At 51.6% G+C, this 19199-nt stretch carries 16 protein-coding genes, 3 tRNA genes and 1 pseudogene; 12 read left to right on the top strand and 8 right to left on the bottom strand.

Annotation, left to right across the window (positions count from 1 at the left end; genetic code table 11):
* Window positions 1–42 precede the first annotated feature (42 nt).
* Window positions 43–765 carry a PEP-CTERM sorting domain-containing protein gene (locus tag P9H32_RS10975; protein WP_322608941.1) on the bottom strand — a complete coding sequence of 241 codons (723 nt, stop codon included), beginning with the start codon at window positions 763–765 and terminating at the stop codon, window positions 43–45.
* A gap of 420 nt (window positions 766–1185) precedes the next feature.
* Window positions 1186–2643, bottom strand: a complete 1458-nt coding sequence (locus P9H32_RS10980) for a sulfatase (RefSeq protein WP_322608942.1) — start codon at window positions 2641–2643, stop codon at window positions 1186–1188.
* Window positions 2644–2893: 250 nt separating this feature from the next.
* On the opposite strand from P9H32_RS10980, the gene P9H32_RS10985 reads away from it, so the two are divergent.
* From P9H32_RS10985 to P9H32_RS10995, 3 genes are all read left to right on the top strand, one after another.
* Window positions 2894–2969 (top strand) — tRNA-Phe (locus tag P9H32_RS10985).
* Between the two features lie 106 nt (window positions 2970–3075).
* Window positions 3076–3163: transfer RNA gene (locus P9H32_RS10990), tRNA-Leu, on the top strand.
* A gap of 262 nt (window positions 3164–3425) precedes the next feature.
* Window positions 3426–4739, top strand: a complete 1314-nt coding sequence (locus tag P9H32_RS10995; RefSeq protein WP_322608943.1) for a hypothetical protein — start codon at window positions 3426–3428, stop codon at window positions 4737–4739.
* A gap of 53 nt (window positions 4740–4792) precedes the next feature.
* Here the strand turns inward: P9H32_RS10995 and P9H32_RS11000 are convergent, their stop codons facing one another.
* A complete protein-coding gene (locus P9H32_RS11000) occupies window positions 4793–5164 on the bottom strand; it encodes a hypothetical protein (protein ID WP_322608944.1) in 372 nt (123 codons plus the stop codon).
* Window positions 5165–5389: 225 nt separating this feature from the next.
* Between P9H32_RS11000 and P9H32_RS11005 the strand changes: the two genes are divergently transcribed.
* Complete coding sequence (locus tag P9H32_RS11005; RefSeq protein ID WP_322608945.1) at window positions 5390–8155, top strand: PQQ-binding-like beta-propeller repeat protein; 2766 nt, start codon at window positions 5390–5392, stop codon at window positions 8153–8155.
* Window positions 8156–8193: 38 nt separating this feature from the next.
* On the opposite strand, the gene P9H32_RS11010 is transcribed toward P9H32_RS11005, so the two are convergent.
* The 3 genes from P9H32_RS11010 to P9H32_RS11020 form a co-directional block, all read right to left on the bottom strand.
* Window positions 8194–8268: transfer RNA gene (locus P9H32_RS11010), tRNA-Arg, on the bottom strand.
* Between the two features lie 123 nt (window positions 8269–8391).
* Window positions 8392–9465, bottom strand: coding sequence for a 3-phosphoserine/phosphohydroxythreonine transaminase (gene serC / locus P9H32_RS11015; RefSeq protein WP_322608946.1), 1074 nt, complete (start codon window positions 9463–9465; stop codon window positions 8392–8394).
* Between the two features lie 119 nt (window positions 9466–9584).
* Complete coding sequence (locus P9H32_RS11020; protein ID WP_322608947.1) at window positions 9585–10787, bottom strand: adenosine deaminase family protein; 1203 nt, start codon at window positions 10785–10787, stop codon at window positions 9585–9587.
* Between the two features lie 96 nt (window positions 10788–10883).
* On the opposite strand from P9H32_RS11020, the gene P9H32_RS11025 reads away from it, so the two are divergent.
* From P9H32_RS11025 to P9H32_RS11045, 5 genes are all read left to right on the top strand, one after another.
* A complete protein-coding gene (locus P9H32_RS11025; RefSeq protein ID WP_322608948.1) occupies window positions 10884–11705 on the top strand; it encodes a lipoate--protein ligase family protein in 822 nt (273 codons plus the stop codon).
* A 60-nt stretch (window positions 11706–11765) separates the two neighbouring features.
* Window positions 11766–12191 carry a hypothetical protein gene (locus P9H32_RS11030; protein WP_322608949.1) on the top strand — a complete coding sequence of 142 codons (426 nt, stop codon included), beginning with the start codon at window positions 11766–11768 and terminating at the stop codon, window positions 12189–12191.
* A 2-nt stretch (window positions 12192–12193) separates the two neighbouring features.
* The gene (locus P9H32_RS11035; RefSeq protein WP_322608950.1) at window positions 12194–12466 is read left to right on the top strand and encodes an HPr family phosphocarrier protein; all 273 of its coding nucleotides are present in this window, start codon (window positions 12194–12196) and stop codon (window positions 12464–12466) included.
* A 242-nt stretch (window positions 12467–12708) separates the two neighbouring features.
* Entirely contained in the window at window positions 12709–13791 is a 1083-nt protein-coding gene (fbaA, locus tag P9H32_RS11040; RefSeq protein WP_322608951.1) for a class II fructose-bisphosphate aldolase, read from the top strand.
* 147 nt (window positions 13792–13938) lie between these two features.
* Window positions 13939–14382 carry a thioredoxin family protein gene (locus tag P9H32_RS11045; RefSeq protein WP_322608952.1) on the top strand — a complete coding sequence of 148 codons (444 nt, stop codon included), beginning with the start codon at window positions 13939–13941 and terminating at the stop codon, window positions 14380–14382.
* Between the two features lie 60 nt (window positions 14383–14442).
* On the opposite strand, the gene P9H32_RS11050 is transcribed toward P9H32_RS11045, so the two are convergent.
* Both P9H32_RS11050 and P9H32_RS18200 read right to left on the bottom strand, forming a co-directional pair.
* A complete protein-coding gene (locus P9H32_RS11050) occupies window positions 14443–15198 on the bottom strand; it encodes an IclR family transcriptional regulator (protein WP_322608953.1) in 756 nt (251 codons plus the stop codon).
* Window positions 15199–15281: 83 nt separating this feature from the next.
* Window positions 15282–15380, bottom strand: a complete 99-nt coding sequence (locus tag P9H32_RS18200) for a helix-turn-helix transcriptional regulator (protein ID WP_488803470.1) — start codon at window positions 15378–15380, stop codon at window positions 15282–15284.
* A gap of 80 nt (window positions 15381–15460) precedes the next feature.
* On the opposite strand from P9H32_RS18200, the pseudogene P9H32_RS18165 reads away from it, so the two are divergent.
* The 3 genes and pseudogenes from P9H32_RS18165 to P9H32_RS11060 form a co-directional block, all read left to right on the top strand.
* Window positions 15461–15754, top strand: a pseudogene (locus P9H32_RS18165) (hypothetical protein); the annotation flags it as partial.
* A gap of 143 nt (window positions 15755–15897) precedes the next feature.
* Window positions 15898–17226: a hypothetical protein gene (locus P9H32_RS11055; protein ID WP_322608954.1), complete on the top strand. Its 1329-nt coding sequence runs from the start codon at window positions 15898–15900 to the stop codon at window positions 17224–17226.
* Between the two features lies 1 nt (window position 17227).
* A complete protein-coding gene (locus P9H32_RS11060; RefSeq protein ID WP_322608955.1) occupies window positions 17228–19162 on the top strand; it encodes a polysaccharide lyase family 8 super-sandwich domain-containing protein in 1935 nt (644 codons plus the stop codon).
* Window positions 19163–19199: the final 37 nt, after the last annotated feature.

A 19199-nucleotide genomic window follows, 5' to 3' on the forward strand; every position in this document is an offset into this window, starting at 1 on the left:
AGCATCCGCGGGACCCTTTTTTACGAGGGATGATGATGAAATCTAAATTATAAACCGGCGGCGAACAAAAAAGATACCAGCGCCGGCGGCGGCGATAAGTCCCAGTGAGGCCGGTTCCGGAATGGTGATGGAAAGGTTGTCGAATTCAGCTTTAACTGAGCTTCCGCTCAAGGCACTTACCTGAAACCCCAAGGCAATGACGCCTGTCCCTGAATAATCGAATTGAACGGATTGGGAGGCTCCATTCTCCAGAAGATCTCCTGTTGAGGCAATCAGGCTGGCCGTGGCTGTACCCTCATAATTTTTGAATTCTAAATCGGCTGCGGATCCCTGGGTTGTATTAAAATGAATCCCGGAATCTGTGCTGTTATATCCGTTCCCTTCAAATACGAGGATTTTGACCCGATTACTTAAACTGTTGAAGGTTGTCAGGTTAACATCATAGTTCAGGGTATAGGTTCCTGCCCCGTGGGTGAAGACACTGGCGGCGAGCACAATGCCTGCTCCACGAGTGTTATTGGCGGTACTGACAGTCGCATTTTGATTGTTGAATTTCAGGTTGTTTGATGTGCGAGCGATCCATACTCCCGGTTCAAAGCCGGTTGTTGCGGAACTGCCACCAAGATAGTGTTCGGTAATTGCGGTAGTGGTCACAATATTGGCCGGTTCCGAATCGAAGTTTTCACTCCATACCGTTAGGTCTGCCATCACGCTAACGGTTAGACCAGCGCCTGCAATAGCCATTATGAGTTTCGTGTTGATCATTTTTCCTCCATTTTTCTCTGTTTTTTCGAACAGAAAGTGGATGCCGCTTAAAGCACATGGGTGAACAGATTTTTTCTTTTTATTTGGGAGGGGACCTGAGGTCCTGCATAAAGAATGAATGCCGTTTTTTTAATTTATCGTTGTATTCTGAATGCTCGATGAGCCCCTGTTGCCAAAAGGGAGGCATTTTTTCTATACGCAATTCATAGATCTCCATTTGTTGGATGCCGGTGGGAATTCCCTGAAAAATTTACTGCCGCATTGCCCGCCCCGACGGTGCAACAAATGTGAGTAGGCGAAGTCCTGCAATTTGAAAAACTGTTTCACTCATCACTCTATCCTCTGGATCTTGCGTACGTTTCAGGGACGATAATGTATCAATAGCATTGAAGTCGGAGAGGCGAATGAATAATTGAGATTCTATGGGCGAGCGGCCTCCGGCCCCGCGTGCAAAATGGCTGCCATTTTGTTTACCACATCGTTGTATTCGGGATGGGCTGCCAGATTGGCAGTGGCGATATCGGATGTTGAATGGTCGTATAATTCGCGTGCGAGAACTTCTCCTTTTTTATTTCGCCATTCCGTGTAGCGCCATTTTCCCGAACGGATGGTATAGCCCATGCCTCCGCCGCGCGGGTATTGACTGAATGCCGCTTTTTTCCAGGGTTTGGACGGATCGGTGAAAAGGGGAACCGAACTGATGCCTTCGCAATGTTCCGGCACACCGATGCCACAGGCGTCGGCCAGAGTAGGGAAGAGGTCCACATATTCGACAAGTGCTTTGGTTCGCTGTCCTTTTGCAATTCCGGGTCCGCTGTAAATGAGCGGAATGTGGGTATCGAGCTCAAAGTTCGTGTGCTTGTTCCAGCATCCATAGTCGCCGAGTTTCCATCCGTGATCGCCTAGAAGAACAATCAGGGTGTCCTCGCGGAGTCCTTGTTTATCCAATTCATCGAGAACCCGACCGAGTTGGGCATCAATGTAGGAAACGCAGGCATGGTAGGCGTGGATGAGGGTGCGGGTTTGTTCATCCGAACAGAAGCCGTCTTGCGGCATGCCGTAGTAGGAACGTAGTTCGCCCCATGTGGTAAAGGCCTGGTCCGGCGCATTTTCCGGGTGTTTTCTGGAGGGGATCTGAATATCGGACGGGTTGTACATATCCCAATATTTTTTCGGAGCAACAAAGGGCAGATGCGGCTTCTTGAATCCGACACCAAGAAAGAACGGTTGATCGCCTCGGTTACGGAGCTCTTCAATGGCTCGGTCGGCTACAAGCCCATCCGAATAGGTGTTATCAGAAACATCGGCTGATTCGTAGGGAGGGCCCTGGGTGTAGAGCCTTAACGGTTTGCCTTTCAGGCCTTTTGCGGCAGCTTCTTTTCTTCGTTTTTCAATCAATGCAACATTTTCGGGGCTGGCATATTTTTCTAAATCGCAGTGGTCCAGTACATCCCAGTAGTCCTTGTCGTCCTTGGCATGATGATAGATTTTACCCAGCGAGATGGTTTTGTATCCATTTTCGTGGAAGTGCTGGGGCAGGGTAAGCTGGTCCGGCAACGTTTTGTCGAGCGACTGTTGCAGGGTGTAGACTTTGGTTGTATCGGGACGGAGCCCCGTGAGGATACTGATTCTGGACGGTCCGCAAATCGCCTGCTGACAATAGGCTCGTTCAAATAAAATACCGCTCTCTGCCAATTTATCAATATTGGGGGTCTTCATTTGGTCGGCACCGTAACAACCCAATTCGATACGCAGATCATCGACTGCTACAAAGAGGACGTTTTTCGGTTTCGCTGCCGCAACAACGGTACACGAAATAGATAATAAGATGGCGGTCATTAAGTTTTTCAAATTTTTCCGGCGAGGATCATTTTTCATTAACAGTTTTCCGTTTTGGATTCTATTGATTGATACTTCGGGATATTTCTGACCACTTACGGCCACACCCAACATAAACCAGATGCCGCCGGATTCTTGGTGTTAACAGAAAGAAGGGTTTAATTCTCATGGCATTCGATACGTGGCTGGATAGAGAAAGGCCTTGGAGGACGCAGTGCCGATCCAGTCACCCCGACCATATTTACAGGTTTTGAACCTGTCCGCCGGAGTTCCCGAGCCGATGGAAAAAGGCGAGATAGCTCAGTCGGTAGAGCAGCGGATTGAAAATCCGCGTGTCCCCAGTTCGATTCTGGGTCTCGCCACCACTCTGAAACCCTTGTCACGTTGTGATGAGGGTTTTTTTGTATCAGATGGTTTATTGAAGAGGTTGCCAAGGTGCGGCTTCATGGGTATAACTTTCCGCTCTTCACTGCCCGGATGGTGAAATTGGTAGACACAAGGGACTTAAACTCCCTCGGCTATTGCAGCTGTGCCGGTTCGAGTCCGGCTCCGGGCACCACTTTAAATCCCGTTGTTTTGATGAACAGCGGGATTTTTTGTTTCCGGATCGGTGGGCGTATCGCCTTGTTTCGGGCTTTTTTTTTAGATTTCGGAAACGAAGTGGTTTCGGTTTTGCGGACCGGATTTGCCGTTGAAAGGCGGGGTGGGCTAAACGCCTATTAAAATATAACAATTCTTAAAGAAGAGTTTTCTGTATTGTGCGGGGTTAATCCGCGCTATTATTCTTGGCAGACAGCGGTCATAACTCCGGAGGATTCGCAATGAAGGTATATTCCATTTTTCGTTTAGCCGAGGCGTTATCGGTTTTCGTTTTAGTATTCGGGGTGGCTTTAAGCGGCTGGTCCAACCCTTATGCCGAGTCGGTGGTGGACAGTTACATTCTGGACGGGAACGCCGGAAATTCAAAAACGAATCCGGCGGTTGCACTCGGTGCTCCGGATGATGTGAATGTGTCGATGGGCGGTCCGGGGGCATGGATGATTCTGGATATGGGGAGCGCGGATCCGGTTGTGGATGGTCCGGGGGCCGATTTGGAGATCCGCGAAATCGGCGCGGCGTTTGGGGGAAAGGATGAAAGTTACGATGTGTATATCTCGAATTCCACGAACCTTGAAAGTTTTGTGCATCTCGGAACCGGGCGGGCGATCAGTCTGTTTGATATTTCGAGTTCGGGGCTGACCGATGCCCGTTATGTGCGGATCGTGGATCTCGCCACGGAAACACTGGATACACAAACGCCGGGTTCAGATATTGATGCCTTGACGTCGATGCACAGCACCGGACTGCCGACGGGGACCGGTGTGCTGAATGCGGAGCTGACATGCCAGGGCATTCTGCTTTCGTGGGAGCCGGTGGAGGGGGCGGATGCATATTATATCCGTCGGAGTTTTAACGGTATCAGTTATCCGAGTACGCCGGACACGGAAGTGGATGCGTCGGCGACGGGATATCATGATCTCGCACTGCCGGATGTGACCAATCTCTGGTATGCGCTGACGGCACTGAGTAATGGGGTCGAAAGTGCAGCGGCGGTTGCTGAAATTCCGTATTTCCATTTTTCCGGGCCTTCGGGTCCTTATCATCTGGGGGATAATACGGCGATGGATTGGGATGTGCCGGATCCCACCAATGTCATTACGTTTTCATTCAGTCTGAGTGATGTTCCAAAGGGGCCGATAGTGAAACTGAACTTTGATCTGTTGGATGTGGATTACAGTTATAACTATATATTTGTGAACGGGGTCAATGTCGGGGGACTGCCGACGCAGTCGGGAGAATTCTGGGGCTCGGAATCCATGCTGATTGAATCCGGAATTCTGAAATCCGGAACAAATGCTGTGGAGATTCAGGCGCGAACCAGCGGCGGCGCTCTGTCGGGAAGTCTTGATGATTTTATGATCCGCAATGTGCAGTTCCATGTTTTCGGAACAACCAATGCGGTGGCGCTGCCGTGGGTGGTCGGCTATTCCCCGACGTTGACGCCGGCCAGCTGGGAGTCGATTTCGGAGCCGATCCGCTGGTCGCCGAATGCCACCAATGAAACGGGCTTTTTCCGGTTGCAGTTGCCGGATTAATAAAAAAGCGCCCGGTTCGGGGCGCTTTGCAGACGGTGATGAAAATTTCCGGTTTAGATAATAATATCGTTTTTTCCGCCGCGCAGTTCGTCGGGTGTAACAATTTTATTGGCCTGTTCCTGCTGCATTTTGATCATATCATCCTGCAGTTTCTGGATGGCTGCATTAATTGCTTCCGGGAATTTCTCCACAGCTTCTTCCAGACTGGCGGCTTCGATTTCGCCGGAAATCGGAAGGGCACCACCGGGGGTCATGATGTTGGTGGTGGCCGACCAGGAAGCCTGACGGTTTTCATCTTCGGTACCGTCGATTTTGATTGGGGTCAGTTTGCGGATGCTTCCGACGGCGAGGTCGGTGAAGTTTTCTTCTTTCCAGAGGTTGGAACCGTCGATCTGCATATTTTCGAGTGATTGTTCTTCAGCCATGGCTACCTTTCATCACGGGGATATAAACTCCCGCTGTTGTTATTAAAATCAAAGCGCGGACTTTGTCCGGTTTTCGCTTTCAGGGCAAGGTGAAACAGCTGAAAGAGAATGAGGGGCGCGCTGTGCGGGATCCGCATCGGTTTTTGCAGGATTCGCATTGCGAAAGAGGGTGCGGGCAGCGTCTGTTCTGCAATACCCTTTGAATCAGAGAGGCGGGCAATGAATATGATGAGTAAGATACTTTGTTTGGTGGTAGCGGTTTCTCCGGTTTTGTGTCCGGCGATCCACAGTATTGAAACCGGTCAGACGATCATGAAAGTACGGTCGGCGACGGCGGTAAACGGATCCTTTATTGTGGGCAGCAGTTATGAAGGAGATCTGCTGGCCTATACCTACGATGGTTCCAGACTTTGGAAAACAGCGCTTTCCGGCGGGATTATGAATAACGACCTGTGGTGTTCTGATTTGGATGGTGACGGCATTGATGAGGTGCTGGCGGCCAGTTCCGACGGATCGGTTTACTGTGTGAATTATAAGGGAGCTTTGCTGTGGCGGTTTCAGCCGAATGAGGTGCCGATGATTTCGGTTTGTACGGTTCGTGATTCCTCGGGTGCTGTTTATGTGGCCTGCGGGGGAAATGATAAAAATTTTTATTGGCTCTCCGCAGAAGGGGAGCTGCTGAAAACGGTGCCGTCGGCTGGATATGATTCGGTGATTACGCCGAATAAAAAGTGGATTGATGACGGCACGCTCGAAAAGAATGTGCATGTTGTGAATTTCCTGCGCCCGGTTCGGCAGGCGGATGGTTCTGAAGTTCTGCTGTTGAATGCAGTGCTGACCAATGCGGATCAGAATTCGATGCTTTTCCGGTTTCGGCCTCTGGAAGTGCGGCCTTTCAAGGCGCGTAAGCTGGGGTATGGATACGGCCCCGTTGGTGATTTGCGGGTGAATGGCCGGGTGCTTTTGGGAGGGACGTCGGGGATGAATAAGACCCTTGATTTCTTTCGTTATGATCTGGACGCTGAGAAAGCTGAAAAACTGAATCTTCCGTCTACGAAAAAAAAGCCGGGTTTTGGCTATCGTGTGGTTCAGGTTGTTCCGCTTTCGAAGGAACACGGATTTGAATATCTTGTCAAGATTGGATCGGAGATGCTGCTGGTGCCGGATTCAATGGATGTGAACAGCGCGGAACAGATTCGTTGCAAATATTCATTCAATGATATGTGGAAGGATTCGGTATCCGGAAAACTGCTGTTGGCCAGTGCTCAGAGCGGAGGAAGCTGTATTCATGTTGTCGATCTGACTTCCAGGGATTGGAAGTCGGCGTATGAGCAGCTTGATCCGCCGGGAACGATTCAGGCGGTTCTCGACAATACTGCTGTGCTGAAAAAACAGCTGTCCGCGTTTAAAAAACCAAGTTGGGAGCGCGATGTCGTTACAGCCTATCTGATGTCGCCTCCGAAGCCCTCGGCGAAGACTAAAGCATTCCAGGAAAAGTATAGTAATCCGAAGTTTCTCGGCTATGTGTTTATGAAGGGGGCGGAGGACTGGGATCGTTCCGGATTGGGATGTGCGGCCTTTGAGCAGGCGCGCGACGGCCGCAAATCCTATACCCTTTCACAGGATGAAATTATCAAAAAAGCCGGGCAGGGGATGAATGAAAACGGCCTTTGCATGTGGGGCGGACACGGGGTTGATCCGTTTTATTACAATCCGGAAACCCTCTGGAAAATCATGAAGGGGACCCGCGGGAAAAAGTCCGTATTCATCTGGCCGGAACTGACGATTCTGCATAAGAAGGAATTCCCGTTTGCAGTGGAGCACCTTTTTGCTCCCTTTGCCGAGAATGCCCGGAAATATAACTCCTCTTTATATATTCGCAGTAAGCATAACTTCTGGCTGGGAAATATTTATCTGCCGGAATGGTCGCGTTTTCTTTCCGGGGAGTTTGCCGATGTGGCTGTTCCGTCTATGGAGGAGACGCAGGATCAGGCGCAGGACCTCAGTCTGGCCGGGCGTCTGGGTTTGTGGAGCAGCGGCGTATTTGATGACTGGGGAACGCGCTGTGCGCGGGATAATCCGAGTTTCACGAGGAACCGGCAGTTTTCGCATCAGGAGCTGCCGAACCATTTTCTGCGCAATGCGGTGTATCATATTGCCTATGGTGCAACGTACATTAATAACTTTACGGTGAGTTCGGCGTATTCCGATTATATGCATGTTTTGTGGGAGCTGATCGGAAGCGGAGCACTTTATATTCCGAAAAGGGAAGAGATCGTCAGTTTTAATCCGGTGCATTTAAGCATGACGTCGCCGGATGAGCGCTATATGCGGGAGGCCCATACAACGACGACGAGTATCCGTTATGATGAACGGTTTCATCCGGAAAATCCGTATGTTTTCGGTCGGCTGGACGGTGCGTGGTCGGGGGCGCGGGTCACGGACTGGGATTTTTCAAATTATGCCGCCGGCGTGAAGGATCGTCGTCAGAATTTCCTGGCCCCGTATCCAAACGGAATGGTGCTGATTACGCCGCCGCAGAAAGGCGTTTTTTCGGATCCGGATGCCCCGCGCGGTAAACTGGCAGACCATCTCCATCCCATGTATGAAAACCTGCTGGAGGAATATGTCACCAATGGGCGGAACTATTTTTCCAGCGATGGGAAAGAGACCTTTTCTGCAGATCATTATGCTGAAACGGTAAAGACGCAGATTGAGGCCGGAGCGGAAAAAATGCCGCTGACGGTATCCGGCGATGTGGCCTGGGTGGTTGCGCAGACTGCGCCGAATCATCTGCGCCTGACGCTGATTGATGGCGGTTATCTGAATCCTTCCGAAAAGACCGCCCATCTGAAATTCCATACGGTGAGCCCGCTGAAGATTACCGACCTGCTCAGCGGTGAAACCTTTACTCCGGAAAAGGTGACGGAAATTGATGTGCCCTGCGGCCTTTTCCGTTTTATCGATATCGAACTCGGTGAATCGTTATAAAGAAAAACCCGCGCCGGAAAACCGGTGCGGGTTGAAAATGGTGCGCCCAACAGGAGTCGAACCTGTATCTATGGCTTCGGAGGCCACTATTCTATCCATTGAACTATGGGCGCACGAAAAGCAGGGTTTATAGGGGGAATCCGATAAAGCCGCAATACTAATTTATCCACAGATTGCACCGAAGACGGAATTGTTTAAATGAATCCGTAAATTTCGGTGAAATCTGCGGAGTTGAATTAGCTGTGTTTGGCTTCGAATTCTTTCATGAAGGCGACGAGCGCATCAACGCCTTCGGTCGGGAAGGCATTATAGATGGAAGCGCGGATGCCGCCAACGGAGCGGTGGCCTTTGAGCGTCTTCAGGTTTTTCTCGGCGGCTTCTTTGATGAACTGCGCTTCGAGTTCTTCGGTCGGCAGGCGCCAGGTGACGTTCATGGTGGACCGGAACTCCTTCACAGCAGTGCCTTTGTAGAAGTCGGAGCTGTCAAACAGATCGTACAGTTTGGCGGCTTTGGCTTCATTGATCTTCTGCATACCTTCAAGTCCGCCGTTGGCTTTCAGCCAGCGGGTAACGAGGCAGAGGATATAGACCGGGAAGGTCGGCACGGTGTTATAAAGCGAATTGTTTTCGATGTGCGTTTTGTAGCGCATGATGGTCGGAACGGTTTCCGGACATTTTTCAGCGAGTTCGTCTTTGATAATCACGAGAGTGATACCGGCCGGTGCCAGATTTTTCTGCGAGCCGGCATAGATCAGGCCGAATTTGGAAACGTCAAGCGGTCGGCTGAGGATGTCGGAGGACATATCGGCGATCAGGCAATCGTGTTCGGGGAACTCTTTCCACTGGGCGCCGGAGATGGTTTCGTTGGAGGTGATGTGCAGATAGGCCGCGCCGTCGGTCAGCTTCAGTTCATCGGCGGTCGGAACACGGGTGGGAATCTCTTTTCCGCAGTCCGCCGCGATGTTGACCTTGCCGAGCATCTTGGCTTCTTTGATCGCCTTGGCGGCCCAGGCACCGGAGTTGGTGTAGTCGGCGGTTTCACCTTCGCCGAGCAGATTCATCGGGATCAGCGGGAACTGGGTGGAGGCGCCGCCGGTCATGAAGAGTACGCTGTAGCCTTCGGGAATGTTGAGCAGTTCCTTGATGTTGGCGATGCATTCATCGTGGATGGCGGAGTATTCTTTGCCGCGGTGGCTCATTTCCATGATGGACATGCCGGTGCCCTGGTAATCAACCAGTTCGGCGGCGGCTTCTTTGAGTACTTCTTCCGGCAGAATGGCCGGTCCGGCAGAAAAGTTATATGCTCTCATTTTGTTAAGATTCCTCGGGGTTGAAATTTGCGAAAGCAGGAAACTAGCAATTCACGAATCTGAGCTCCAACTCAAAAACCGGTATAAATCCATCGAAATAACCGTCATTCGAGGTGCGTTCAGGTGAGGTATTGTTCGGCGAGCTCATCATAGCGCTGAATGGCACGCATGACATATTGCCGTTTTTCCGCAAAAGGGCGGGGGAAAAAGGAGCGTTTGAAGCCGGCGAGAACGAGGTCGCGGAACTGGCTGTCGGTCAGATCGATCTGGGTGGTGCAGAGCAGCAGTTCGTTGGTGACGGAGGTATGGGAAACCAGGCGGTTGTCGGTATTGATGGTGACGGACAGGCCGTTGTCGACCATCTGCTGAAGCGGGTGGTTTTCCATGGATTTGATCTCGGGAATGGTCTGAAGATTGGAGGTGGGGCACACTTCGATCATGATGCGCTGATTGGCGATGTATTCGGCGAGCTGCTCGATATACGTTTTTTTATCCTTAATGGATTTCAGTTTTATGGCTTCCTCGCTGAACAGGAAGGTGCCGTGGCCGATGCGGTTGGCGTGGCATTCGGTGATGGCCTGGAAAATGGATTCCGGGCCGTAGGCCTCGCCGGCGTGAACGGTTTTACGCAGGAAATGTTTGTGGGCATAATCGAAGGCTTCGAGATGGTGGGCGGCCGGATAGCCGGCTTCTTCGCCGGCGAGGTCGAACCCGACAATCGGGAGGCCTTTGTCCCGCAGCCTTACGGCTTCTTTAACCAGACCGAGAGAGGCGCGGGCGAAGATGTAGCGCGGTCCGGAATTTCCGGCGCGGGCAAAGAGCCGGGCATAGTAGGGTGACATGTGGCGGTTGAAGCGGCGCATGGCGCAGAGAATAATGCCGTATTCAAAGGGCAGGTCGTTTTCGGCCATGGAGGCATTAAGGTGTTTTTTCGCCTTTTCCAATCCCTGGAAAACAGCGAGAACGACGGGCTCAATTTCGTGGGAGCGGGAAATGTGCAGCTGCGGGGCGAAGCGGATTTCGATGTAACGCACCCCTTCTTCGAAGGCATCTTCGGCCAGTTCGAACGCGGCGCGTTCGAGATGTTCCGGAGTTTGAAGCACGGCGACCGTGAAGGCAAAGCCGGTGAGGTATTCGCCGAGATTTTCATAGCGTGGTTTGAAAACGAGTTTATTCAGGCCGGCTTCGGTGCTGGAGGGCAGTTTAACTTTATCGGCTTTGGCCATTTCGATGAGTGTGGGCAGCCGCAGTGAGCCGTCGAGGTGCAGATGAAGGTCGGTCTTCGGAATTTTGCGGATGAATTGTTCGGAGATCTTTGTCATGTTGTGCTCAGCTTTTGAAGGAGATTAACCCCGAAATACATGAAGTACACGAAAAAAGGGTGCCCGGGTTGGCTGGAGTGGGCGGGGGAGAAAATTATGTTGATTTTTGAATCACAGAGTCTGGATGTTCATCGCAATCTGGCGATGGAGGAGTATCTGATGGACCGGGTGCAGAATTGTGGTCCGATTCTTTATCTGTGGCGCAGTGCATGCGCTGTGGTGATGGGTAAAAATCAGAATCCATGGCAGGAGTGTCGGCTGGATCTGATGGCAAAAGAGAGTGTGCCGCTGGCGCGCCGGATTTCGGGGGGCGGCACGGTGTATCATGATGCCGGAAATCTTAACTATTGTATAATCACGGGCCGTGAGGAGTATGTTGAAAACGCGGCCTATCAATTGGTTTTCCAGACCTTGGAAAAATTCGGCATCCGGGCGGAGAAAACGGGTAAAAGCAATCTGAGTGTGGATGGCGTTAAATTTTCGGGGAATGCTTTTGCGTTCCGCAAAGGCCGGGTGATGCATCACGGCACCTTGCTTCTGAAAACGGATCTGGAGCGGCTGAACCGCTATCTGGGGTCGATGTTGAAGGGCATTGAGACGCATGCGATTGCCTCGGAACCGGCGAAGGTCATGAATCTCGGGATTGAGCGGCAGCTGCTGGCTGAGGCATTGAAAAAGGAATTTCGGAAAAATTATGCCGACGGCCGGGAGTTCCAATGGCTGGAAGCCGATTTTGATGCCGCGGTCCTCCAGGAGATCGAGGCACGGCAGTTTTCCGATGACTGGAAATTCGGGGCCACGCCGGCTTTCACGCTTGAACGGAACGGGCTGCTATATCGCATCCGGAAGGGCGAGGTTCAAAACGGTGAATTTGCAGGGAAAATGTTTGCAAGTGTGGCGAATTCGTTTGTTTGCTGAATTGACTATGGGAATTTTTAAATCTAGATTTTAAGCATAAACCTACCATTGGAGGATGTAATGAAGTTGTTGGCGAAAGTTTTCTGTTCTGTGGCGTTGGTCTCTCTGTTTGCCGGCTGTGCAAGCAATGACAGTGTGTATATCCCGAAAGTGCCGACGGGGGTCAAGCAGGCATTGATGGACTACGAAAAACTTCCGGATAATAAAGTGTTCATTCTTGCGGTCGATCCGGGGGGCGATTTTGCTTATGCGTTTGAAGGCGGGCAGGCAACACTGAAAGATGCAGCAAAGGTGGCGGTTGAAAAAGTGGAGGCTGCCTGCGAGGCGAATAATGTTCTTTCGCGGCCGTATGTATATGCCCTGAACGACAAAGTGGTCTGGGCGGACACGATTGCCGCGGCAGGCAAGGCTCCGGCTGAAAAAACAGAAAAAGCTGCTTCCGGGCAGGATGCCTCGGATGACAATGCAGAAGCTGAAAACATGTAATAATGTTTGAAGCGAAAGCAACTATTAAAAATGAGGCCGGCATCCACTGCCGGCCTTCTGCTATCCTGATTAAGGAAGGATCGGCCTATCCCGGAGAGATTCTGGTGACTGCGCCGACCGGGAGTTGCGATCTCACTTCGGCGCTTGAGTGTATTATGCTTGGCCTGGAGCAGGGGACGGAAATTACGATTCAGGTTACGGGCCCTGATGAAGAGGCGTATGCCCATAAGCTGGTTGAGCTTTTTGAAACCCATTTTGATTTCCCCCCGCAATGAATCTTTTCGTATGAAAAGCGTACATTGAAAAGGGAAGAAATAAGCGAGGAGGCGGGCGGCCGATCGCCCTGCTCTCCGGATCGTTTCGGGGTTCTCTGCCGATTTTTCCAGCCGAGTGAGCAGATAAATCCTCTTCTGCCGGGGTTGACCCCGAATCTGTTACTGGTATAGTTCCCGCGAATTTTTGCCAAATCATTGGCTTCTAAAGAATAATCATATCTAAAAACCAGGAAGGAAATATCATGTCAGCTAAGGTTCTTGATGCTGTAAAACCGGGTGTTCTCTTTGGAGACGACGTCGCTAAAGTTTTCGAAATTGCAAAGGCCAATAAATTCGCTCTTCCGGCCGTAAACGTTGTGGGTTCAGATTCCATCAACGGAGTTTTGGAAGCGGCCGCAGCCGTCAACTCTCCGGTCATTATTCAGTTTTCCAACGGCGGTGCAGCATTCACGGCCGGTAAAGGACTGAAACTCGAAGGTCAGGATGCACAGATTCTCGGTGCGATTGCCGGGGCAAATCATGTACACGCCATGGCAGAAGCTTATGGGGTTCCGGTTATTCTTCACACCGACCACGCCGCTAAGAAACTGCTACCGTGGATCGACGGTCTGCTCGACGCCGGTGAGAAGAAATTTGCTGAAGAAGGGCGTCCGCTCTTCTCCTCCCACATGCTCGACCTCTCCGAAGAAACCCTCGAAGAAAACATCGAGATCTCCGCGAAGTATCTCGAGCGCATGTCTAAAATCGGCATGACCCTCGAAATCGAACTCGGTTGCACCGGCGGTGAAGAAGACGGCGTCGATAACTCCGATATGGATGAGTCCAAGCTCTACACTCAGCCGGAAGACGTTGCCTACGCATATGAAAAACTGAACGCCATCAGCCCGAACTTCACGGTTGCGGCTTCTTTCGGTAACGTGCACGGCGTTTACAAACCGGGTAATGTAAAACTGACCCCGACCATCCTGCGTGATTCCCAGGCTTATGTTGCTGAAAAATTCGGCACGGATTCCGCTCAGCCGCTGAACTTTGTGTTCCACGGCGGATCCGGATCCTCCCCGGCGGAAATCGAAGAGTCTATCGGTTACGGTGTAATCAAAATGAACATCGACACCGACACACAGTGGGCCACCTGGGAAGGTGTATTGAATTTCTATAAGGAAAATGAAGGCTACCTGCAGGGTCAGCTCGGCAATCCGGAAGGCGCCGACAAGCCGAACAAGAAATTCTACGATCCGCGCGTCTGGCTGCGTAAAGGCCAGGAAGGCATGATCAACCGCGTGAAACAGGCCTTTGCCGACCTCAACGCCGTTGGCGTAAACTAAGTTTCCAACCATTGGAAACGGCGAAGCCACCCGAATCGGGTGGCTTTTTTTATGTGGTAAATGAACGGTTGGGTGGTTACTCTGTCATACAGTACGTATGCAGTATAAAACTGTGATCTGTAATCTAAACATCCCCCGGAGGGCAGTATGAAGAAGTGGTTGATATTGGTGGCGGCGGTCGCCTTGAGTGCAGGAGCGTTTGCAGCGGAAGGCTGGTTGACGGATTTCGAAAAGGCTAAAGCACAGGCTAAGCAAGAGAATAAACATATCCTGATTGATTTCAGCGGTTCTGACTGGTGCGGCTGGTGCATCAAGCTGGATAAGGAAGTCTTTCAGAAAGAGGAATTCAAAGCCTATGCTGAAGACAATCTGGTGCTGATGCTGGCGGATTTCCCGAGCGACAAATCAAAAGTCAGTGCGGAAACCATGAAGCAGAATGAAAAGCTGGCGAAAGAGTTCGGCGTACGCGGTTTCCCGACGGTATTCGTTCTGGCCCCCGACGGCAGCACGGTTGGAAAAACCGGTTACCAGGCTGGCGGTCCGGAAGAATATGTGAAACATCTGAAGAGCATCATCGCCGAGAAAAAATAATTTGCACCAATCCAGTGCTGAGTATACGAGCCGTTCCGGATATCCGGAACGGCTCTTCTGTTATCCGAATCCCATATTTGCCGATATTTCGGAGGCTGCCGCTTTGATTTTTTGCGACATGCCTCTGATTTTTGCTTTGGTGAAGGTGCTGACCGAGGCGGTGATGCCTGCGGCGGCGATGGTTTTTCCGAAGGCATTGATGACCGGTGCCGCGATGCAGCGGACGCCGGGGACATATTCTTCTTCATCCATGGCGTATCCGAGCTTGCGGGTTTGTTCAATATCGGCGAGCACCATGGCTTCGGTTGAATTGGTCTGTGCGGTATAGGCGGTAAGGTTCAGCGTCCGGATGAATCGGGATGGTTCCGGAATCTGAAAGGCGAGAAAAATTTTACCGGTGGATGAACTGTGGAGGTCAACCAGCGTTCCGGGGCGTGCGGCGATACGGACGGGGTGCGGGCTGTCAGCGACTTCCACCAGCATGGATTTATCGCCATTCAATACTGCGAGGTGGCAGGATTCGCCGGTCTCTTCGGCCAGTTTGCGCAGTACCGGCCGGGCGAATCCGCGGATGTCCAGATTGTCGAGCGCTTTGACGCCGACCTGTACCAGTGTCGGACCCAGTGTGAGCGTTCCGTTATCGGTTTCTGCCAGAAAACCGTCCTCTAAAAGAGTCTGGGTAATTCGCAGGGCGGTGGTGCGCGGAATCTCCAAAGACTGGGAAATTTCTTTCAACGCAATACCGCCGGGGTGATCGGCAATTTGTTTCATAACCTCGCAGGCTTTCCCGAGGTTGGGGATATGATATTTATTCATGAACTCATTTGTTCATATATGAAAATAATGATCAATTCTAAATCCCTTTTTACCCGGTGCGGCCTACTTGTGAATGTGCGGCGTTAAAAATAGAGCGGGTTATCGACGCCGCAGCGCAGAGCGATTTCTTTTACGGAAAGGTTGGAACGGGGCAGGAGCACCAGAGCCAGCTGCATACACATCAGGGTTCCTGCATATACCGGGGCATAGCCGACGGAGCGGCTGAACCGATTATCTTTGAAATTAACAAAACGTTAGCGCGAACAACGCATCAATCGGAAGCGTGCGCATAGGACATGCCCGCGAACATAACCTGCGCAAAAAAACGAAGCTAACGGTAAACGAACAGGAAGTCGAATTTCCGGATGATTGGATCGAATATGATCAGGCCAACAGACAGAACGGTTTCTTCGGTTTCATCACAGTTCCGCTGTCCACCGGAATTATGCGGGAGAACAACGAAGTCAAGCGGTCGGGTTTCCCGCTAAAGCGATCCAATGGATTCAATTTGAAATCATCCATATCAAAAGCGCAGCAGATATATTGGCTTTTCTGAGAGGGCAGTTTTTGAGGTTCAATCGGAGGAATAAACCGTATTTCAGAAACGTGGTGTTCATATTTGAACGGTTTGATATTTTCTGAATCTCTGAAATCGCTCTGGACTGGAAGGAGAGTAATTATGACGGACTGGAGGTATTGATGACCAAACGAGTTGCATTCCTATTGGCCGGAACGGCCTTTGTATCGACGGTTTTTTCCGGTTTAACGGAAATGGTGGAGCCGATTGACTGGAGCCGGTTTCCGGCGGTAAACCATTCGGATTCTGAATTTGAACGGGGTTCAAAGCTGCTTTCAAATGCTGCCCGCCATTCGCTGCAGTGGGCAGAGGCGTTTTATGAGACGGGAGAATCGGGAGACCGCTACCTCATAAAAAACAAAAACGTGGAGTGGACTATTCGTCCGGCAACCAGTGCGGCGCTGGGCCTGGCGATTGCTCTGAAAACCGGTGTGGCTCCCGAATCTATAGGGTTTTCCAAAGAGGAGATCACCGCACGAACGCTGAAGTTGATCAAAGGAGCCGCCTCCATTCATAAGGCGAACGGCGGAAAGTGGGGCGATCACTGGCAGTCATCGCTTTGGGCTGCGCAAGTGGGGCGTGCGGCCTGGATGCTGTGGGATGAGCTGGACGATGAAACGCGAGAAATGGTCGCGGAATTAGTCGTTTATGAAGCGAACCGTAACTATAAGGTTCGCTACTGGAATGGAAAAGGCGGCGATTCGAAAGCCGAAGAAAATTCGTGGGATTCGATGATTCTTCAGGTGGCTGTTGCGATGATGCCGAACCATCCGGATGCGGGGGAGTGGAAAAGAAAATGCAGTGCACTGCTGGTTGGTTCCTACTGTCGTCCGTCCGATATGGAGCGGACGGATTTTACGGTCGATGGAAAAACGCCGGCAGAATGGCTGGATGGATATAATATCCGTGAAGACGGCATTGTGATCAACCATCACCTGATTCACAACGACTACATGGCCTCTATTGCCCATCTTCAAATGCAGGGGTTTATGGTTTTCCCGCTGGTCGGACTGCCGGTTCCGGAATCAGTCGATTTTAATTTTGACGTTGTCTACCGCACACTGGCGACAAAAGAATTTGTGTCGCCGCCGTTCAAAGAGCCCGGCGGATCGATGTTTATTCCGGGAAGTCCGGAGCAGTATTATCCGAAGGGTACGGACTGGTCGAAATACCGCTATGCCTGTTTTTACGGTATGGATACGCTGTACGATGTGCTCGGTTACGAAGCGGGCCTTGGGGAAAAGGCTTCGGAGTGGCGGAGACTGCGGGCGGAGCGCATGCTGAAAATGCAGGCACGCCATGAAGACGGGCGTCTGTATGCGCCGGGGGAATATGACACCTACAAAGGGGTTGAACAGATGGTGTTCTGGATGATGGCGGATGCGCATCTGCTCCAGTGGCTTGCCGATTGCGGTGTATCCTTTGAACAGAAAAACTGGCTGGAGGAATAGGATGAATCGCATGGTGTTGGGATGGGTGGTTACCATAGCTGCAGCGGTTGCGATGGCCGATGATGCACAGATCCGCCGACAGTTTTCGGAGTATTATGTGCAGACCTCGGCGAGTGAATCCGCCGTGAAAAAATATATGCAGAGTATGCGCACAGACGGAACCTGGGCGGATATTGATTATGAGAGCAAACGGCGCGGCAGCTGGCCGACGCGCGGTCATCTGACCCGGTTGGAGGGCATGGCGGTCGTATATGCCGATCCCGAGGCAAAACTTTTCCAATCATTGGAACTGCGCGATGCGATTGTTACCGGGCTGAATCATTGGCTGGAGATGGATTACCGCAATCCTAACTGGTGGCAGGGCCGAATCGGGGTACCGAAGTCCATGGCGGCGACCCTGATTCTGTTAGGGGACGGCTTACCGGATGATGTGCTGAAAAGGGCCCGGCCGATTCTGCTGCGGAGTAAAATGGGGATGACCGGTCAGAACAAAGTCTGGTGTGCCGGAAACAATGTGATGATCGGTTTACTGTATGACGAACCGGAACGAATTGAAAAGGCGGTGGCGGAAATCTGGTCGGAACTGCGCGTTTCGACGGAGGAGGGTATTCAGCCCGATTGGAGTTTTCATCAGCACGGTCCGCAGCAGCAGTTCGGCAACTACGGGGCCTCGTTTGCCGGCGATATGATCAAGTGGGCCTCCATTCTGCGGGGGACGGATTATGCGTTGAGCGGGGATAAACTGGAGATTCTGCGGAATTATATGCTCAATGGCGTTTCATGGATTATCTGGAACGGGCGGATGGACCTCAGCGGCTGCGGGCGGCAGATTGATCGGGGAGCGCAGGCGGCAAAAGGGCGGGGCACCCTTCGGCAGCTGAAGGCCATGCCTTCAATCGATCCGGAATGTTCCGGTGAATATAAAGCGGTTCTGAACCGGGCCGGATTTAATCCGTTCTGGCGCTCCGAAATGGCGGTGCAGCGCCGGCCGGACTGGTATGCCTCGGTCAGGATGAGTTCAACGCGGGTGATCGGAGCGGAAACCTGCAACTCGGAAAACATGCAGGGGTTGCATCTGGGCGACGGTATGCTGCTGGTTTATCGCGATGGATCGGAATATGAGGATATTGTCCCGCTTTGGGATTGGAAGCGTCTTCCCGGCACAACCTGCGATCAGGGACAGACCAATCTGGTTCCTAAAAGCTGGAATAAAGGATATGGCGGTTCTGATTTTTCGGGGGTTCTTGGAACCGGTGAAACCGGTATGGCGGCAATGATGTATAAACGAAAAAATCTTGTTGCCCGGAAGTCATATTTTTTCTTCAGAGATCAGATTGTTTGTTTAGGCGCGGGGATTTCAGGAGAGACGGACGGAGATGTTTATACCTCGATTGAGCAGTCGTGGATGAAAGGGGACGTCCAAAAGGATGAGGGATTCATTCACCATAATGGCATCGCCTATCAGGTTCTGGATGGAGACCCTGTGCTTCGATCCGGAAACGTTGTCGGCAATTGGACCGGCAGTTTTCCAGATCGTGCTGACCGGCCGGAATCGGGTGACGTATTCAGCGCCTGGATCAATCATGGCAAATCGCCAAAAGACGCCACGTATGCCTATCGCATTTTTTCTCCTGCTGGAAACGAGCGTTCCGGGCAGATGTCTGAGGTGTTGAGTAATACGAAGGCCCTTCAGGCGGTGACCTGTGAGCAAACGGTTTATGCCGTATTTTATGTAGCAGGAAGGCTGGAGATCGGGGCGGGCCGGGCGGTTGAGGCCTCCGGCCCATGCCTCCTCTTGATGGGGGATAAGGGCTTGAAGGTTGCGGACCCAACGCATTCCCTTCAAACATTGAAAATCAGGGTGAATGAAAAATCGTATCAAATAAATTTGCCGCAGGGCGCGGATCGCGGGAAGCAAGTTGCCATTCGCCTCTAAATAGAATGTGGAATGATGTTCCGTTTTAAAACTTCAG

This window comes from Pontiella agarivorans, assembly GCF_034531395.1.
Taxonomy (GTDB): domain Bacteria; phylum Verrucomicrobiota; class Kiritimatiellia; order Kiritimatiellales; family Pontiellaceae; genus Pontiella; species Pontiella agarivorans.

Bases quoted from the DNA above. Each gene is read 5' to 3' on its own strand.
- P9H32_RS11035 (WP_322608950.1), top strand. From the start codon at position 12,194: ATGTTTGAAGCGAAAGCAACTATTAAAAATGAGGCCGGCATCCACTGC.
- serC (WP_322608946.1), bottom strand. From the start codon at position 9,465: ATGAGAGCATATAACTTTTCTGCCGGACCGGCCATTCTGCCGGAAGAA.
- P9H32_RS11005 (WP_322608945.1), top strand. From the start codon at position 5,390: ATGATGAGTAAGATACTTTGTTTGGTGGTAGCGGTTTCTCCGGTTTTG.
- P9H32_RS11055 (WP_322608954.1), top strand. From the start codon at position 15,898: ATGACCAAACGAGTTGCATTCCTATTGGCCGGAACGGCCTTTGTATCG.
- P9H32_RS11060 (WP_322608955.1), top strand. From the start codon at position 17,228: ATGAATCGCATGGTGTTGGGATGGGTGGTTACCATAGCTGCAGCGGTT.
- P9H32_RS11000 (WP_322608944.1), bottom strand. From the start codon at position 5,164: ATGGCTGAAGAACAATCACTCGAAAATATGCAGATCGACGGTTCCAAC.
- P9H32_RS11025 (WP_322608948.1), top strand. From the start codon at position 10,884: ATGTTGATTTTTGAATCACAGAGTCTGGATGTTCATCGCAATCTGGCG.
- P9H32_RS10975 (WP_322608941.1), bottom strand. From the start codon at position 765: ATGATCAACACGAAACTCATAATGGCTATTGCAGGCGCTGGTCTAACC.
- P9H32_RS11030 (WP_322608949.1), top strand. From the start codon at position 11,766: ATGAAGTTGTTGGCGAAAGTTTTCTGTTCTGTGGCGTTGGTCTCTCTG.
- P9H32_RS10995 (WP_322608943.1), top strand. From the start codon at position 3,426: ATGAAGGTATATTCCATTTTTCGTTTAGCCGAGGCGTTATCGGTTTTC.
- P9H32_RS11020 (WP_322608947.1), bottom strand. From the start codon at position 10,787: ATGACAAAGATCTCCGAACAATTCATCCGCAAAATTCCGAAGACCGAC.
- fbaA (WP_322608951.1), top strand. From the start codon at position 12,709: ATGTCAGCTAAGGTTCTTGATGCTGTAAAACCGGGTGTTCTCTTTGGA.
- P9H32_RS11045 (WP_322608952.1), top strand. From the start codon at position 13,939: ATGAAGAAGTGGTTGATATTGGTGGCGGCGGTCGCCTTGAGTGCAGGA.
- P9H32_RS18200 (WP_488803470.1), bottom strand. From the start codon at position 15,380: ATGTGTATGCAGCTGGCTCTGGTGCTCCTGCCCCGTTCCAACCTTTCC.
- P9H32_RS10980 (WP_322608942.1), bottom strand. From the start codon at position 2,643: ATGAAAAATGATCCTCGCCGGAAAAATTTGAAAAACTTAATGACCGCC.
- P9H32_RS11050 (WP_322608953.1), bottom strand. From the start codon at position 15,198: ATGAATAAATATCATATCCCCAACCTCGGGAAAGCCTGCGAGGTTATG.